At 67.4% G+C, this 16,236-nt stretch carries 17 protein-coding genes and 2 pseudogenes; 12 read left to right on the top strand and 7 right to left on the bottom strand.

Annotation, left to right across the window (positions count from 1 at the left end):
* Nucleotides 1-11: 11 nt before the first annotated feature.
* Together AB0D57_RS20235 and AB0D57_RS20230 are read left to right on the top strand one after the other, a co-directional pair.
* On the top strand, nucleotides 12-1,172 hold the full coding sequence (locus AB0D57_RS20235; protein WP_362074332.1) for an acyl-CoA dehydrogenase family protein: 1,161 nt from the start codon (nucleotides 12-14) through the stop codon (nucleotides 1,170-1,172).
* 193 nt (nucleotides 1,173-1,365) lie between these two features.
* Complete coding sequence (locus tag AB0D57_RS20230; RefSeq protein ID WP_362074290.1) at nucleotides 1,366-1,797, top strand: hypothetical protein; 432 nt, start codon at nucleotides 1,366-1,368, stop codon at nucleotides 1,795-1,797.
* Here AB0D57_RS20230 and AB0D57_RS20225 read toward each other — a convergent pair.
* Complete coding sequence (locus AB0D57_RS20225) at nucleotides 1,779-2,990, bottom strand: serine hydrolase domain-containing protein (RefSeq protein WP_362074287.1); 1,212 nt, start codon at nucleotides 2,988-2,990, stop codon at nucleotides 1,779-1,781. The genes AB0D57_RS20230 and AB0D57_RS20225 overlap by 19 nt on opposite strands.
* Before the next feature lie 664 nt (nucleotides 2,991-3,654).
* Here AB0D57_RS20225 and AB0D57_RS20220 point away from each other — a divergent pair.
* Nucleotides 3,655-3,956: pseudogene (locus AB0D57_RS20220) on the top strand (acyl-CoA dehydrogenase family protein); the annotation flags it as partial.
* A 49-nt stretch (nucleotides 3,957-4,005) separates the two neighbouring features.
* Here AB0D57_RS20220 and AB0D57_RS20215 read toward each other — a convergent pair.
* The 6 genes and pseudogenes from AB0D57_RS20215 to AB0D57_RS20190 form a co-directional block, all read right to left on the bottom strand.
* Entirely contained in the window at nucleotides 4,006-4,191 is a 186-nt protein-coding gene (locus AB0D57_RS20215; RefSeq protein WP_362074284.1) for a hypothetical protein, read from the bottom strand.
* A gap of 89 nt (nucleotides 4,192-4,280) precedes the next feature.
* Nucleotides 4,281-5,128 (bottom strand): annotated as a pseudogene (locus tag AB0D57_RS20210) (helix-turn-helix transcriptional regulator).
* Nucleotides 5,129-5,140: 12 nt separating this feature from the next.
* Nucleotides 5,141-5,659 carry a DUF6879 family protein gene (locus AB0D57_RS20205; protein WP_362074281.1) on the bottom strand — a complete coding sequence of 173 codons (519 nt, stop codon included), beginning with the start codon at nucleotides 5,657-5,659 and terminating at the stop codon, nucleotides 5,141-5,143.
* Complete coding sequence (locus AB0D57_RS20200; protein WP_362074329.1) at nucleotides 5,640-5,915, bottom strand: hypothetical protein; 276 nt, start codon at nucleotides 5,913-5,915, stop codon at nucleotides 5,640-5,642. Before AB0D57_RS20200 ends, AB0D57_RS20205 begins: the two co-directional genes overlap by 20 nt.
* A 144-nt stretch (nucleotides 5,916-6,059) precedes the next feature.
* Nucleotides 6,060-6,245: a DUF397 domain-containing protein gene (locus AB0D57_RS20195; protein WP_362074278.1), complete on the bottom strand. Its 186-nt coding sequence runs from the start codon at nucleotides 6,243-6,245 to the stop codon at nucleotides 6,060-6,062.
* Between the two features lie 10 nt (nucleotides 6,246-6,255).
* Nucleotides 6,256-7,110 carry a helix-turn-helix transcriptional regulator gene (locus AB0D57_RS20190; protein ID WP_362074275.1) on the bottom strand — a complete coding sequence of 285 codons (855 nt, stop codon included), beginning with the start codon at nucleotides 7,108-7,110 and terminating at the stop codon, nucleotides 6,256-6,258.
* A gap of 223 nt (nucleotides 7,111-7,333) precedes the next feature.
* Here AB0D57_RS20190 and AB0D57_RS20185 point away from each other — a divergent pair, with 223 nt between their 5' ends.
* The 9 genes from AB0D57_RS20185 to AB0D57_RS20145 all read left to right on the top strand — a co-directional run bounded on the left by AB0D57_RS20185 (nucleotide 7,334) and on the right by AB0D57_RS20145 (nucleotide 16,192).
* Entirely contained in the window at nucleotides 7,334-7,888 is a 555-nt protein-coding gene (locus AB0D57_RS20185; RefSeq protein ID WP_362074271.1) for an ATP-binding protein, read from the top strand.
* Entirely contained in the window at nucleotides 7,872-8,207 is a 336-nt protein-coding gene (locus tag AB0D57_RS20180) for a hypothetical protein (RefSeq protein ID WP_362074268.1), read from the top strand. Before AB0D57_RS20185 ends, AB0D57_RS20180 begins: the two co-directional genes overlap by 17 nt.
* Nucleotides 8,204-8,803: a hypothetical protein gene (locus AB0D57_RS20175; RefSeq protein WP_362074265.1), complete on the top strand. Its 600-nt coding sequence runs from the start codon at nucleotides 8,204-8,206 to the stop codon at nucleotides 8,801-8,803. The genes AB0D57_RS20180 and AB0D57_RS20175 overlap by 4 nt, the downstream gene beginning before the upstream one ends.
* Before the next feature lie 110 nt (nucleotides 8,804-8,913).
* Nucleotides 8,914-9,966, top strand: coding sequence for an ABC transporter substrate-binding protein (locus AB0D57_RS20170; RefSeq protein WP_362074262.1), 1,053 nt, complete (start codon nucleotides 8,914-8,916; stop codon nucleotides 9,964-9,966).
* 53 nt (nucleotides 9,967-10,019) lie between these two features.
* Entirely contained in the window at nucleotides 10,020-10,958 is a 939-nt protein-coding gene (locus AB0D57_RS20165; protein ID WP_362074259.1) for a siderophore-interacting protein, read from the top strand.
* 195 nt (nucleotides 10,959-11,153) lie between these two features.
* Nucleotides 11,154-12,620: a lysine decarboxylase DesA gene (desA, locus tag AB0D57_RS20160; RefSeq protein ID WP_362074256.1), complete on the top strand. Its 1,467-nt coding sequence runs from the start codon at nucleotides 11,154-11,156 to the stop codon at nucleotides 12,618-12,620.
* On the top strand, nucleotides 12,604-13,887 hold the full coding sequence (locus AB0D57_RS20155; RefSeq protein WP_362074253.1) for a lysine N(6)-hydroxylase/L-ornithine N(5)-oxygenase family protein: 1,284 nt from the start codon (nucleotides 12,604-12,606) through the stop codon (nucleotides 13,885-13,887). Before desA ends, AB0D57_RS20155 begins: the two co-directional genes overlap by 17 nt.
* Nucleotides 13,884-14,423, top strand: coding sequence for a GNAT family N-acetyltransferase (locus AB0D57_RS20150; RefSeq protein ID WP_362074250.1), 540 nt, complete (start codon nucleotides 13,884-13,886; stop codon nucleotides 14,421-14,423). Before AB0D57_RS20155 ends, AB0D57_RS20150 begins: the two co-directional genes overlap by 4 nt.
* A complete protein-coding gene (locus AB0D57_RS20145; RefSeq protein WP_362074247.1) occupies nucleotides 14,420-16,192 on the top strand; it encodes an IucA/IucC family siderophore biosynthesis protein in 1,773 nt (590 codons plus the stop codon). Before AB0D57_RS20150 ends, AB0D57_RS20145 begins: the two co-directional genes overlap by 4 nt.
* Nucleotides 16,193-16,236: the final 44 nt, after the last annotated feature.

The following is a 16,236-nucleotide window of genomic DNA, read 5'->3' as shown; positions in this document are numbered from 1 at the left end:
TCCCCATGCCCTTGGACCACCGCCTCTCCCCCGAACTCGAGGAACTCCGCCGCACGGTGGAGGAGTTCGCGCACGACGTCGTGGCGCCGAAGATCGGCGACCTCTACGAGCGGCACGAGTTCCCGTACGAGATCGTGCGGGAGATGGGCCGCATGGGACTGTTCGGGCTGCCGTTCCCGGAGGAGTACGGCGGCATGGGCGGCGACTACTTGGCGCTCGGCCTGGCGCTGGAGGAGCTCGCCCGCGTGGACTCCTCCGTGGCCATCACCCTGGAGGCGGGCGTCTCGCTCGGCGCGATGCCCATCCACCTCTTCGGCACGGAGGCGCAGAAGCAGGAGTGGCTCCCCCGCCTCTGTTCCGGCGAGATCCTCGGCGCGTTCGGCCTCACGGAACCGGACGGCGGCTCGGACGCGGGCGCGACGCGCACGACGGCCCGCCTCGACCCGGAGACCGACGAGTGGGTGATCAACGGCACCAAGTGCTTCATCACCAACTCCGGTACGGACGTGACGGGTCTGGTGACGGTCACCGCGGTGACGGACCGGACGCCCGACGGCAAGCCGCTGATCTCCGCGATCATCGTCCCGTCCGGCACGCCCGGCTTCACGGTCGCCGCGCCCTACTCCAAGGTGGGCTGGAACGCCTCGGACACCCGTGAACTCTCCTTCGCCGACGTCCGCGTCCCCGCCGCGAACCTGCTCGGCACCGAGGGCCGCGGCTACGCCCAGTTCCTCCGGATCCTGGACGAGGGCCGCATCGCGATCTCGGCCCTCGCGACCGGCCTCGCGCAGGGCTGCGTCGACGAGTCGGTGAAGTACGCCAAGGAACGCCACGCCTTCGGCCGCCCGATCGGCGCGAACCAGGCCATCCAGTTCAAGATCGCCGACATGGAGATGAAGGCCCACACCGCCCGCCTCGCCTGGCGCGACGCCGCGTCCCGTCTCGTCAGCGGCGAACCCTTCAAGAAGGAGGCGGCCCTGGCCAAGCTCTACTCCTCCACCATCGCCGTCGACAACGCCCGCGACGCCACCCAGATCCACGGCGGCTACGGCTTCATGAACGAGTACCCGGTCGCCCGCATGTGGCGCGACTCCAAGATCCTCGAAATCGGCGAGGGCACGAGCGAGGTGCAGCGGATGCTGATCGCGCGGGAGTTGGGGCTGGTGGGCTGACCCGGCCGGGCTCTCCACCGGGCTGGAGCAATTCGCGAAAGTCGCACTCTCCGGCATAGGACAGGGGCAAAGTCACCCAATCGGCTGAAGCCTGCACCGCCCGGCCACGGAAACGGATCCCAAGCTCAACAGCTGGACGTACTACCTCGCACATCTGTACGCCACGTACCACCTGCCACCGATCCTGCTCGTCGTGTGCCAGGACAAGGCCACGGCATCCTGGGCCGCGGAACCCATCCGCATCGGCCCGCCCATCCACACCAGCATGGCCGTCTACCCACTGCTCCTGGGCCCCGACAACCTCCCCGCGATCACCGACCCGGAGGAGGCCGCACAGGACATTCCCCTGGCCGTCTTCTCCGCGCTCACCCACGCCAAGGACACGGCCCTCCCGGTGATACCGGACGCACTGGCGACAGCGCTCGCCACCACGAGCGACAAGACCGTGGCGGGTCGGGCCGAATACACCGAGATCGGTCTGGGCGAGTCCCGGGCCCGCACACTCTGGTCGACGAACGGGCCCCCGCCCACGGCCTGGAAGGCCGTTGCGGGGGCCCGTCGGTCTGTCACCGGAGTCCGGTCACGTACCCATCAGGGCAGGACCGCTCAAGGGCGGACCACCTGAGGAGCGATGTCCTCGGTGAACCCCTCGGCCGCGGAGGGCGCGAACTTGCTCGTCTTGGCGACGGAGGTGCCGCAGAACGCCGCCTCCAGCGTGCCGCCGAGGATCGTGTTGACGGTTCCGTTGTTGGAGGTGTTGGCCATGGACGTCATGCTGCGCTTGCCGTCGGCCGTGGTGAAGGCGTACGTGTAGTAGCCCTGGACGGTGCCCGTGTGGCCGTACACCGTCACGCCACAGGACAGCTTGCGGGCGCGCAGGCCGAGTCCGTAGAACTGGGTGCCGTCCGCGTTGACCGGGACCATGCTCATCATCTCCTGCAGCTGGGCCGCAGGGACGAGCTTGCCGGAGACGAGGGAGGAGAAGAAGCGGTTGAGGTCGGCCGAGTTGGAGATGACCGCGCCGGCCGACTGCCCCCACGAGACGGTCTGCTCGGTGGAGTCCACCAGCGGCAGCGTGGTGTCGTCCTGGCGCAGGTAACCGCGTGCGTAGGAACCGGAGATGGTGGTCTGCGGGTGCACGTACGAGGTGTTCTTCAGCTTCAGCGGCCCGAAGATGCGCTGCTGGTAGTGGGTGGCCATCGGCGTACCCGTGACGTTCTCGATGAGCTGGCCCATCACCACGAAGTTGGTGTTGGAGTAGCTGTAGGCGGCTCCCGGCTCGTTGTTCACCTTGTGGGCCGTCGAGAGGTCAATCAGCTCCTGGTAGGTGAACACCTTGTTCCGTACGGCCTCGAAGCCCGGGACCGTGTAGTAGAACATGTCGTTGGTGTAGTCCCACAGACCACTGCGGTGGCTGAGCAGGTGCCGCACGGTGATGCGGTCGTCCGGCAGCGGCTTCGTGAGGTAGGTGTTCGCCGAGGCGTCGAGGTCGATACGCCCCTCGGCGACGAGCTGCATGAGCACCACCGTGGTGAAGCTCTTGCTGACGCTGCCGACCCGGAACCTGCGGTCGGCGTCCATCGCGGCGTGGGTGGCGGTGTCCGCCTGCCCCGTCGAGATGCGGTAGCTCGAGTTGCCCGAGTCGATGCGGGTGAGGGCACCGGGCGCCCCGTTGGCCAGGGCCTGCTTCTGCACGTTGAGGACACCGGTGACAGAAGGATTGGGCAGTGCGGAGGGAGCTGCGCCGGCCGGGGAAGCTGCCAGGGTGGCCAGCACGGCAGAGCCTGCGAGCACGAGGCTCACGTTCTTGATGCGCATCCGAGTCTTTCTGCTCTGAGATCGGTGGGCGCCGCCCGGTCCGATGGAATCGTCGGCGACCGTCACTCGACGACAACGGAGTGACCGTCATGCCGCGTCCCTGCATTCACGCGAGTAAGTGTGAGGACACCGCGTGCCGACTGCGGGGCGACGCTGGATGCATCGTAATACTGTGATCGTGTGGGCTGTGCAGTGAGTGGCACTCACGATGCGGTGTGCTCCGCCGAGTCGGATTCCCCTGCAGGTCAGGAGGCGCGGCTACGAGCATTTCGGCCTCCAACTTACGGACGGTCACCGGAAGTTGACATCGCGTACGGGAGTGCGACGTTCATGCTGGGCCGGTCGGCTCGGCGGGCCTCGTGGTCGGAATGCGCGGTGCGGGACACCTGCCGGAAAACAACATCGCGCGCACTGTTGTGACAATGTTGATCACACTGTTCTGGGTCGGCCCCTCGGCAGGGTGACCAACGCCACCTGTGGGCCCCCAACGCCCGTGCTGCGTCGCCCGCACACACGGAAGGCCCGGCAATGTCCGTCAGACGGGGGGGCAGGGGCGCTGGTTACACACCACACGCCCGAGGCGATATCGGCGGAGTCCACCCCAGATGGAGAACGGCCACGTCGTCTGCCAGCCCTCCGAAAAGAGCGGCCATGGGCAGCTCCCGAGTTCAAGATCGCCGACATGGAGATGAAGGCCCACACCGCCCGCCTCGCCTGGCGCGACGCCGCGTCCCGTCTCGTCAGCGGCGAACCCTTCAAGAAGGAAGCGGCCCTGGCCAAGCTCTACTCCTCCACCATCGCCGTCGACAACGCCGCGACGCCACCCAGATCCACGGCGGCTACGGCTTCATGAACGAGTACCCGGTCGCCCGCATGTGGCGCGACTCCAAGATCCTCGAAATCGGCGAGGGCACGAGCGAGGTGCAGCGGATGCTGATCGCGCGGGAGTTGGGGCTCGTGGGCTGATTCGTCCGGCCCGCAGGGGGTACGGCGACCCTCGTCGGGCCGCCCCGCATCAGTGTGCCTCCGCGTGATGCTCCCGCAGTTCGACGTTGCAATCGGACACCCCGCTGTAGTCGCTCTTGGAACGCGCGTTCTGCCTGGCGACCACGAGAGACAGGCAGAACGCGCAGCCCGGCACTGCGGCGGGTTCGACCGGCAGCTCGGTCAGGCGGTAGTCCTGCGGTTTCTGCGTCTCCATGGGGCCTCCTCGGCTGGTTCGCTCGGTGCAACGAACGTAGGAAGAGGGAGAGTTGCTGGTCCACGGTGTTGCATGGGATTGCACGGCAATCACCCGAGCGAGTCCATGGCCGCCGTGATCAGCGCACGAGCGTTCCCGCCGTAGACGGCCAGGTCGGCCAGCTCCGCGAAGGTGTCGGCGTACGCACTCACCTCGCTGGGCTGCGTGATCGTGAGATGGCCGGAGACCAACTCGACGTTGACCTGTTCCGTGTCGAAGATCCAGAAGCCCTCTACCGGCATCCTGGAACGATCCGGCCCCATGGGCACCACACCCAAGCTGACGTTGGGCATTGAGCCGACCGTCAGCAGGTGACCGAGCTGTCCGATCATCGCGTCCGCCCCGCAGAGTCCGTTACGCAGGACCGATTCCTCGACGAGGAATGCGAACCGTCGGTCCCCTCGTACAGCACACGCTGACGTTCCATGCGGACGGCCACCGCCTCGGACACGTCATCCACCTCGACCCTGCGGCGCTGAACAGCCCGCAACACGGCTTCGGTGTAGCCGTACGTCTGGATCAAGCCCGGCACGAGCCAGGACGAGTACGAACGAAAACGGTGGGTGCGCTCGAACAACGGCAAGCGTGCTGCCTGCGCCTGTCTGAGCCCGGCGCGCTCCATACGCCGCCAGCCAACCCACATGCCCTCGGCTGTCCGCAGCGAGGCAATCAGATCGGCGGCCTGATCCTCCGTCCCGCACGCTCGGCACCATGCCCGGATGTCGTCCGCCGATGGGGGCGTACGGCCGTTCATGATCCGGGACGACTTGGACGGATGCCAGCCGCATCGTTCCGCCACAGTACGCCCGGACAGTCCAGCATCCCGGCACAGCTCAGCGAGGCGATCAGCCAGGGCCTGCCGGGCCTGCTGAGCGCTTGAGGAAGGGGAGACAGCCATGGTCGCGACAGGTCAGCGGGGCCGGTACTCCTCATGAGGGATCGCTCGTTGCCACACTGCCTCGAAGGCATCGGCGCACAGCTTCACCCGCGTGGGATCGTCCGCGTACTCCCGGCCGTCCTCGTCCAACTGCCCATCCCCGGTGAAGTGGTGAAAGAGCGCTTGTGCGCCGTCGAACACCCAGAAGTCCGTACCGGGCAACGCAAGATCGGTCGCACCCCGCCTCGGCAGCCATCGCACCAGCTCACCCGCAGCGATGTTGGTGAACGTGCCGTCGTACTCGTACCGCACATAGTCACTGATCGGCTCAGAGATGATGCGGACACGCCGGACCACTACGCCGCGGGTGACCGCATCGCGCACCGCGTCATGCCAGCCGCCCCACCACGAGGAGCGGTCACCGGGATCAAGGCGCTTGCCCTGCTGCCACGCGATGAACTCGGGGTCGTCCAGCATGTAGCTGTCGCGCAACTCAAGGTGCACGGCTGAGCGTCGGGCCTTCGCCAGGGCGTTACGCGCTGGTGGTTGCACTTGCCGTCTCTCCGTTGCCGTCGTCCGAGCGGGGGATGTACTTCAGCATGACCGCCGGAAGCCTGACGATCGTCTCGTGGTCCGGTACGTCCGTGGAGTGACCGGGGATCGAACCAACCTCCTGGCACTCCTTCACCTCCTCCTCGGTCGCCTTGTACGACTGGATCAGAAGATCTCCCGTCTCCTTGTGAAGCCAGATCGTCGGGGACTCGTCCGTCGGCGTGTTGGGGATGATGCCGAGGAACTTCAGGGTCACGGTCGCTCCCGCCGTCGAGTGGGTTGCACGAGCGTGCACGAGCCTCAAGGTCAGGCTCATCGGCGTCAAGGGAGGTCGGCACGGCGCACGGAAGCACGGCGACCGAGGGGTTACGGAGACTGACAGGTCACGGGGACTGAGGGGTCACGGAGACTGACCCGCGGTTTTGAAGTGTCGTATCAGGGCCAGCAAGCCGCCGGCGGTCAGGGCAAGAACCTCGCCGGGGACGTCGCTCTCGCGGAGGAAGAGGTGGGGTTCGGCGCGGGCCAGCTCTACGCAGTTTTCGCCGCCGGCACCGGAGAAGGACGACTTCTGCCACTGCACAGACATGGTGTGGGCCTCACAGTTCTCGTGCGATGTCGTGGATGAATTGGCGAGAGGGCCCGGCTTCGAGCGCAGCTCGCTCCGCGAGGTCCAGCAGCGTGCCGTACCTCTTGAGCTGGGTGCCCATGCCGAGGAAGACACCCCCCACGGCACTGTCCACCTGGACGGTGTCCAGCTGGGGCACGATCCCCCCGGCGTAGAAGACCGGCTGTGTCGCCTCCACGAAGTCCTCGCTGGCGAAGGGGATCACCTTCAGAACGACGGCAGGCCACTCGGAGACCTCCAGCAGACGGCCGAGCTGCTCTCGTGTCACCCCACGTCCGCCGATGCGCATCCGCAGGGCCGCCTCATGGATGACCACCGTGAAGGACGGCGGCACCTCACGCTCGAAGAGCCGGCGGCGCTTCAGCCTGAACTCCACCCGAACATCCACCTCATTGGCGGGGAGCGGCGGGATGTGGCCACCGTACAGCGCCCGCGTGTACTCCTCCGTCTGGAAGACGCCGGGCAGCGTCATGGGCTGCAGCGCTCGCAAGTACGTTGCGTGGTGCTCCAGTTCGGCAACGTCCAGGAAGCCGGGGGACAGAATCCCGCGATACGCATCCCACCAACCCTGTCCCCGGGACTCCCGCGCGATGGCGCACAGCGCGTCGACCAGCGGCGCGTCGTCGCACGAGTAGAACACCGCCAGCCGCCGGATCCGCTCCTCGCTGACACCGAGGCGCCCCGCCTCGATGTGGCTGATCTTGGCCTGGTCGTTCGACAGCAAACCTGCCGCCTCGCGCGCGGTCTTCCCCGCAGCCTCTCTCAACTTCCGTAGCTCCGCGCCCAGTCGGACCTGACGGGCGGAGGGGCTGTCTCTCAGTGGCATGGGTTCCATTCCTCTCGGCGTCCGAGTCTGCCGTTTTGCGAGGAACCGGTCCACTCGCTCGGGTGAAACCAAAGAGACAACCTTGCCCCACTGCAAGGTTGCCCCTACCTTCAAAACGGTCAGAGCGCGACACGCCAGTGAACCCGCAGAGCAGTCACCCCCCGGTGCCCAAGCCACGGTGGCCAACCGCGCAACACCCATACACATCACAGGAGTTCAGGCCATGACGCATACCACCCTCAGCACTCCCCAGACCTACCACCTCACCACCCCCAACTCCCCCCTCACCCCAAAGATCTGCCGAGATACCGTCGCCCTACTCCTCGCCACGAACGGCCACACCCCCGACCTCGCCGACACAGCCCGCACCCTCGTCTCCGAGGTCGTCACCAACGCCCTACTCCACACCACCTCCCCCACCATCGACATGGAGACCGCAGTCCTCCCCGACGGCGTACGGGTCGCGGTCTACGACGACAACCCGGCCGTCCATCTCGCGCCGCTCGACACCGCGTGGGACGGGGAACACGGACGAGGGTTACTCCTGGTCCAAGCTCTGGCACAGGCGTGGGGCGTCACACCGGCCCATCCCTACGGCCGAAAGCACGTCTGGTTCGAGCTCCGCGGCCACCACACCAGTGGCTGCCCCCCGCCCCGCGCCCCCGAGCCTTCGTCGTCACAGCAGCAGCACTCATCCGCCACCGCCGCCCGAGCAGGTGAACAGCACCCGCCGCGGGGAACGCCGCACGAAGATGAGTCGCATGAACAAAGCCGCTGAGCACGAAGCCGCCGCAGCCCGCTTGTGGCAGGAACACCTGCACGCGCCTTTCCCCGCCGGACTGCACGGTGCGGATCGGGCAGGCATCGACATGATGCTGCTCGACGCCGACATCGCCGGGTGCGTGTCCACCTGGCTGAACCACGACGGCTCTCTCGACAGAGGGCGCCACAGGATCCTGCGCGCCTGCCTCGCAGACCTGGACCAGGTTCTGCCGTTCCTCAACGAAGCAGAGGACCTCGCCTACTACCAGCGTCTGCGTCAGCTGGCTCACCTCGTGTCGGAGACCGCTCCACAACACCCCAAGGCCGAAAAATGAACACCTCCATGGCGCACATCGCGGCGGCCGCCCTCGAACAGGGACCACACACCCCGTCCGACACAGCTTCCACCGCGCACCGGCACCCCCTCGATCTCCGCGTCGGCCCCGTCGCCGTCGATGTCTGGACCGACGGTCGCCTCGGATTCGTCCTTCTTCTGCACCGTAGGGACGACGGGTTCGCCGCGAGCGAGATCTACTACTCCCTCAAGGGTGAGGACCAGCGCTGGATGCTCCCGGAACACCTCTCCGGGGAGATCGTCGGGTTCGATCCGGAGGACCCTTCCGTCATGGCGGAAATCCTGTCCGGCGCAGCGCTGACCGTGCTGTCGGAGTCCGATTCCAGGGTCTTCACCGGCACAGGAGAGGACGATGACGAACTCGTCCGCGTGTACGAACTCCTGGTGAGCGAAAGGGTTGACCGCATCCGGATCGAGAACCGGTCCCGCACGGATCCCCAGGAGCGCGCGGCGCCCCCGATGGCCGTCGTCGTCGTACGACCCGGCGAACCACTGCGGGTCTCGCCCGTACTGCGAGACGGAGTGGAATCCGCACCAACGGACGGAAGCCTCACCCTGTTTCCAGCCAAGGAGTGATCCTCGCAAACAGGCCACCCACCCCTGGACAAGCTGTGAGGTTAGGCTAACCTACCTTCGAACTTGTCCCGCGGGCGGCGCTCCGCCCCGTGCCGAAAGCAGCCACACTCATGTCCAACGCCCGTGCCACCCACCTCACCCGTCGCGGCATCCTCGCCGCCGGCGGCGCCCTCGGCCTCGGCGCCGTGCTCGCTGCCTGCGGCGACGACACCGACTCGAAAAGCGGTGGCTCGGACTCGACGAAGGCCGCCAGCGCCAAGTCCGGCCCCTGGACCTTCAAGGACGACCGCGACACGACCGTGAAGCTGGACAAGACCCCGGCGAACATCGTCGCCTTCACCGGTGTCGCCGCCGCGTTGTACGACTACGGCATCGAGGTCAAGGGCGTTTTCGGCCCGACCACGACCGCCGACGGCAAGGCCGATGTCCAGGCCGGCGACATGGACGTCAGCAAGCTGACGGTCCTCGGCAACGCCTGGGGCCAGTTCAACATCGAGAAGTACGCGGCCCTCGCGCCCGACGTGCTGATCTCCACGATGTTCGACGACGCGGGCACCCTCTGGTACGTCCCCGAGGAGTCCAAGGACAAGATCCTCAAGCTCGCCCCGAGTGTCGGCATCTCCGTCTACGACCGCCAGATGCCCGAGTCGCTGCAGCGCATGCTCGCGCTCGCCGAGTCTCTCGGCGCCGACGTGAAGTCCGCCGAGATCGTCGAGGCGAAGAAGAAGTTCGAGACGGCCGCCGAGCGGCTCCGGGCGGCGGCCAAGGCCCGCCCGGAGATCAAGGTCCTCGCCGGTTCCGCCTCCGACGAGATCTTCTACGTCTCCGGTTCGAACTTCTCCATCGACCTGGAGTACTTCAAGGCGCTCGGCGTGAACATCGTCGAGCCCTCCGCCAAGGCCCTGAAGGCCAGCGGCGGCTGGTTCGAGAACCTGAGCTGGGAGAACGTCGACAAGTACCCGGCCGACATCATCATCATGGACGACCGCAGCTCGACCACCCAGCCGGCCGACATCACCGAGGCCACCTGGAAGAAGCTGCCCGCCGTGAAGGCCGGCCAGGTCATCGCCCGCTCCCCCGAGCCGATCGTGTCGTACGACAAGTGCACCCCGCTCCTCGACAACCTCGCCGAGGCCATCGAGAACGCGAAGAAGGTCGCCTGACCCGGTCCCTGCCGGGACTGCCGGGATCCCCTGACGCCACCTCAGGAGTACGCATGACGACGGCCGTAGCCGCCCCGTTCCGTTTCTTCTCTCTCCAGGTCGTACGGACGAGGCGGCTCGGTCCGTCGTTGGTCCGGATCACCTTCGCCGGTTCCGACCTGGCGGACTTCGCCTCCCACGGCCGGGACCAGAGCCTGTCCCTGTTCCTGCCGCACCCCGGCCAGACCGAACCCGCCGTCCCCTACGAACTGGGCGACGGCTGGTGGCAGGGCTGGCGCGAACTCCCGGACGACGTACGGGCGGTGATGCGCTCGTACACCTTGCGCGCCCTGCGCCGCGACCCCGACGAGATCGACATCGACTTCGTGCTGCACGGTGTGGAGCCGAGCACGGATTCCGAGGCCGAGACCGCCGCCGGTGCGAAGGCCGAGACCCACGCCGGTCCGGAGGCCGACACCCCCGCCGGCCCCGCGTCCCGGTGGGCCTCCCGCGCGGCGGCCGGCGACCGCGTCGTGCTGCTCGGCCCGGCGATCGCGGACAACCGGGCGATCCGCTTCCGCCCGCCCGCCGACACCGACCTGGTCGTCCTGTGGGCGGACGAGACCGCACTGCCCGCCGCCTCCGCGATCCTCGAGTCACTGCCGGCCGGTACCCGCGCCCGGGTCTGGCTGGAGGTCCAGCACGCCGGGGACGTCCAGGAACTGGTCACCGCGGCCGACGTGGACATCACGTGGCTCGTACGCGACGACATCCCCCACTGCCTTAAGGGCGTGGGAGGTGCCCCCACCCCCATGGCCGTCGACGCCGTACGAGCCGCCCAGCTGCCGCGCGCCGAGAACCCGTACGCCTGGATCGCGGGCGAATCCGGGTGTGTGAAGGAGATGCGCCGCCACCTGGTGCGCGAACGCGCCATCGACCGCCGCCGGGTCACCTTCGTCGGCTACTGGCGGCGCGGGCTGACGGAGGAACAGCTGCGGGAGCGGGGGGAGTAGTTCGAAGGGGCGGGGCGCCTCTCGCCGGCTCAAACAGAGGCGTACGTCACTGAAGAGATCAGAGGGACGAGGTCGCGAGATCGACTTAGGTTAGGCTAGCCTAAGTTGAAGATCGGGACCCCGTCCCTCTCCTCGTCCCGGCCGCCCCCCCTCTCTCCCGTCCCGCTCGGACTCTCCCGCACGGAGGACCCCCACATGCGCTCGCACCTGCTCAATGACACGACCGCGGATCGGTACCGCCGATCCGTGACCGAAGGAGTCGAGCGGGTGGCGGCAAAACTCGCCACCACCGAGCACCCGTTCACAGGTGTCACGGTCGACGCCCTCGCCCCCCGTATCGAGCAGATCGACCTGGACCGCCCGCTGCACGACACCACCGCGGCCCTCGACGAGCTGGAAGAGGTCTACCTCCGGGACGCGATCTACTTCCACCACCCGCGCTACCTCGCGCACCTCAACTGCCCGGTCGTCATCCCGGCCGTGCTCGGTGAGGCCATCCTCTCCGCCGTCAACTCCTCCCTGGACACCTGGGACCAGTCGGCCGGCGGCACCCTCATCGAGCGCAAGCTCATCGACTGGACCAACGAGCGCATCGGCCTCGGCCCCGCCGCCGACGGCGTGTTCACCAGCGGCGGCAGCCAGTCCAACCTCCAGGCACTGCTGCTCGCCCGCGAGGAGGCCAAGCCAGGGCGGGCAGGGTGGGAAAGCGGGGACAGCCTCGGCAAACTGCGGATCTTCGCCTCCGAGGTCAGCCACTTCAGCGTCAAGAAGTCGGCCAAACTCCTCGGCCTGAGCGCCGATGCGGTGGTCTCGATCCCGGTGGACCACGACAAGCGGATGCAGACACTCGCCCTCGCGCACGAGCTCGAGCGGTGCAAGCGTGAGGGCCTCGTCCCCATGGCCGTCGTCGCCACCGCCGGCACCACCGACTTCGGCTCCATCGACCCGCTGCCCGAAATAGCCGAACTGTGCGCCCAGTTCGACGCATGGATGCATGTGGACGCGGCCTACGGCTGCGGACTGCTCACCTCGCTGAAGAACCGGGACCGCATCGACGGCATCGAGCGCGCCGACTCGGTCACCGTCGACTATCACAAGTCCTTCTTCCAGCCCGTGAGCTCCTCCGCCGTGCTGGTCCGCGACGCCGCGACACTCCGCCACGCGACCTACCACGCGGAGTACCTCAACCCGGTCCGCGCGGTGCAGGAACGTATCCCCAACCAGGTCGACAAGTCCCTGCAGACCACCCGCCGCTTCGACGCGCTCAAGCTGTGGATGACGCTGCGCGTGATGGGCGCCGACGGCATCGGCGAACTCTTCGACGAGGTCTGCGACCTGGCGGAGCAGGGCTGGAAACTGCTCGCCGCCGACCCGCGCTTCGACGTGGTCGTGGAGCCGTCCCTGTCCACCCTCGTCTTCCGCTTCATCCCGGCCCATGTCACCGACCCGGCCGAGATCGACCGCGCCAACCTGTACGCCCGCAAGGCCCTGTTCGCCTCCGGTGACGCCGTCGTCGCGGGCACCAAGGTGGGCGGCCGCCACTACCTCAAGTTCACCCTGCTCAACCCCGAGACCACGGTCGACGACATCGCCGCCGTACTCGATCTGATCGCCGGCCACGCCGAGCAGTACCTGGGAGAGTCCCTTGACCGCGCTTCCTGAATCCACGAACAAGACCTACGACTTCGTGGGTATCGGGCTCGGCCCCTTCAACCTCGGCCTCGCCTGCCTCACCGAGCCGATCGCCGAACTGGACGGAGTCTTCCTCGACTCCAAGCCCCACTTCGAGTGGCACTCGGGGATGTTCCTGGAGGGCGCGCACCTCCAGACCCCGTTCATGTCGGACCTGGTGACCCTCGCCGACCCGACCTCCCCGTACTCCTTCCTCAACTACCTGAAGGAATCGGGCCGTCTGTACTCGTTCTACATCCGCGAGAACTTCTACCCGCTCCGGGTCGAGTACGACGACTACTGCCGCTGGGCCGCGTCGAAACTGAGCAGCGTCCGCTTCAGCACGACGGTCACCGAGGTGACGTACAAGGACGAGAACGAGGTGTACGTCGTACGGACGGACGCTGGTGACCTCTACCGCGCCCGCCACCTCGTCCTCGGCACCGGAACGCCGCCGTACATCCCCGAGGCCTGCGCCGGACTCGGCGGCGACTTCATCCACAACTCCCGCTATCTCCAGCACAAGCAGGAACTCCAGAGCAAGGAGTCGATCACCCTGGTCGGCAGCGGTCAGTCCGCCGCCGAGATCTACTACGACCTCCTGAGTGAGATCGACGTCCACGGCTACCGGCTGAACTGGGTCACGCGCTCCCCGCGCTTCTTCCCGCTCGAGTACACCAAGCTCACGCTGGAGATGACCTCCCCGGAGTACATCGACTACTTCCACGCGCTGCCCGAGAAGACCCGCTACCGCCTTCAGACGGAGCAGAAAAGCCTCTTCAAGGGCATCGACGGGGAGCTGATCGACGCCATCTTCGACCTGCTCTACCAGAAGAACATCGGCGGACCGGTCCCCACCCGGCTGCTCACCAACTCCGCCCTGAACAGCGCTCGGCACGAGAACGGCACCTACACCCTGGGCCTGCGCCAGGAGGAACAGGGCAAGGACTACGAGCTGCAGTCCGAGGGTCTGATCCTGGCCACCGGCTACAAGTACGCCGAGCCCGAGTTCCTCGAGCCGGTGCGCGACCGGCTGCGCTACGACTCCCACGGCAACTTCGACCTGGCCCGCAACTACGCCATCGACACGACGGGGCGCGGGATCTTCCTGCAGAACGCGGGCGTCCACACGCACTCGATCACGTCGCCGGACCTGGGCATGGGCGCGTACCGCAACGCGTCCATCATCCGTGAGCTGCTCGGCACCGAGTACTACCCGGTCGAGAAGACCATCGCGTTCCAGGAGTTCGCCGTATGAGCACCAGTTTCAGCATCCGCCCGCTCGATCCGCTCCGGGACGCCGAACTGCTGCACGGCTGGGTCACCCACCCGAAGGCCGCGTTCTGGATGATGCAGAACGCGAAACTCCAGGACGTCGAGCGCGAGTACATGGCCATCGCGGCCCATGAGCACCACCACGCGTTCCTCGGCCTGCTGGACGGCGAACCCGTCTTCCTGATGGAGCGGTACGACCCCCGGTACGTCGAGCTGGTCGGCCTGTACGAGCCCGAGCCCGGCGATGTCGGCATGCACTTCCTGGTCGCGCCGACGGACACGCCCGTGCACGGTTTCACCCGCGCCGTGATCACCGCGGTGATGGAGCACCTGTTCGCCGACCCGGCGACGCGGCGTGTCGTCGTGGAACCCGACGTGAGCAACGCGGCCGTGCACGCGCTCAACGAGGCCGTCGGCTTCGTGCCCGAGCGCGAGATCGAGAAGCCGGAGAAGCGCGCGCTGCTGAGCTTCTGTACCCGGGAGCAGTTCGCAGCAGCGGTACGAGGAGTAGCCGTATGACCCTGTCCGACACCGTGGCTCACCTCTCCCCCGAGCGCTGGGCGCAGGCCAACCGCCTCCTGGTCCGCAAGGCCCTCGCCGAGTTCGCCCACGAGCGCCTGATCACACCGGAGGCGCGGGAGGACGGCGAGTACGTCATCCGCAGCGACGACGGCCTCACCCGCTACCACTTCACCGCCGTCCGCCGCTCGCTCGACCACTGGCAGGTCGACGCCGAGTCGATCACCCGGCACCGCGACGGCGCCGAACTCCCGCTTGCCGCGCTGGATTTCTTCATCGAGCTGAAGAATGCGCTCGGCCTGAGCGACGAGGTGCTGCCCGTCTATCTGGAGGAGATCTCCTCCACTCTCTCGGGCACCTGCTTCAAACTCACCAAGCCGCAGATCCCGTCCGCCGAACTCGTGAAAAGCGGCTTCCAGGCCATCGAGACCGGTATGACCGAGGGCCATCCCTGCTTCGTCGCCAACAACGGGCGGCTCGGCTTCGGCGTCCACGAGTACCTGTCGTACGCGCCGGAGACCGCGAGCCCCATCCGGCTGGTGTGGCTGGCCGCGCACCGCTCCCGGGCTGCCTTCACGGCGGGCGTGGGCATCGAGTACGAGTCCTTCGTGAGCGCGGAGCTGGGTGCGGAGACGGTCGAGCGGTTCGCCGGGAAACTCACCGGCCAGGGCCTCGACCCCGACGACTACCTCCTGATCCCCGTCCACCCCTGGCAGTGGTGGAACAAGCTCTCCGTGACCTTCGCGGCCGAGGTCGCCGAACGCCGTCTGGTCTGCCTCGGCGAGGGCGACGACGAGTACCTGGCCCAGCAGTCGATCCGGACGTTCTTCAACAAGAGCGCCCCCGACAAGCACTACGTCAAAACGGCGCTGTCCGTCCTCAACATGGGCTTCATGCGGGGGCTTTCGGCCGCCTACATGGAGGCGACCCCGGCGATCAACGACTGGCTGGCCCAGCTCATCGAGAACGACCCGGTGCTCAAGTCCACCGGACTGTCGGTCATCCGTGAACGCGCGGCGGTCGGCTACCGCCACCTGGAGTACGAGGCCGCGACGGACCGCTACTCCCCGTACCGCAAAATGCTCGCCGCCCTGTGGCGCGAGAGCCCGGTCGCCATGCTCCAGGAGGGCGAGTCGCCGGCCACCATGGCCTCCCTCGTCCATGTCGACCACCAGGGCGCGTCCTTCGCCGGCGCACTGATCGAGCAGTCGGGACTGGCCCCGGTGGAGTGGCTGCGCCGCTACCTCCGCGCCTACTTCACGCCCCTGCTGCACAGCTTCTACGCCTACGACCTCGTCTACATGCCGCACGGCGAGAACGTCATCCTGGTCCTCAAGGACGGGGCGGTTCAGCGCGCGATCTACAAGGACATCGCCGAGGAGATCGCCGTCATGGACCCGCAGGCGATACTGCCGCCCGCGGTCGAGCGGATCCGCGTCGAGGTCCCCGAGGACAAAAAACTCCTGTCGCTCTTCACGGACGTCTTCGACTGCTTCTTCCGCTTCCTGGCGGCGAACCTCGCGGCCGAGGGCATCCTCGACGAGGACGACTTCTGGCGGACGGTCGCCGAGTCGGTGCGCGAGTACCAGGAGTCGACGCCCGAACTCGCCGACAAATTCCGGCAGTACGACATGTTCGCGCCCGAGTTCGCCCTGTCCTGCCTCAACCGCCTCCAGCTGCGCAACAACAAGCAGATGGTGGACCTGGCGGACCCGTCCGGCGCGCTCCAGCTCGTCGGCACACTGAAGAACCCCATCGCAGGGCTCTAGGACCGACCGGCCCTCCCCTCACGTGCGGGCGCCCTGGAGTACGG

The organism is Streptomyces sp. NPDC048275, assembly GCF_040652275.1.
Lineage (GTDB): Bacteria > Actinomycetota > Actinomycetes > Streptomycetales > Streptomycetaceae > Streptomyces.
Note: the sequence above shows the minus strand (reverse complement) of the source record. Positions and strands in the feature narration are given on the sequence as shown.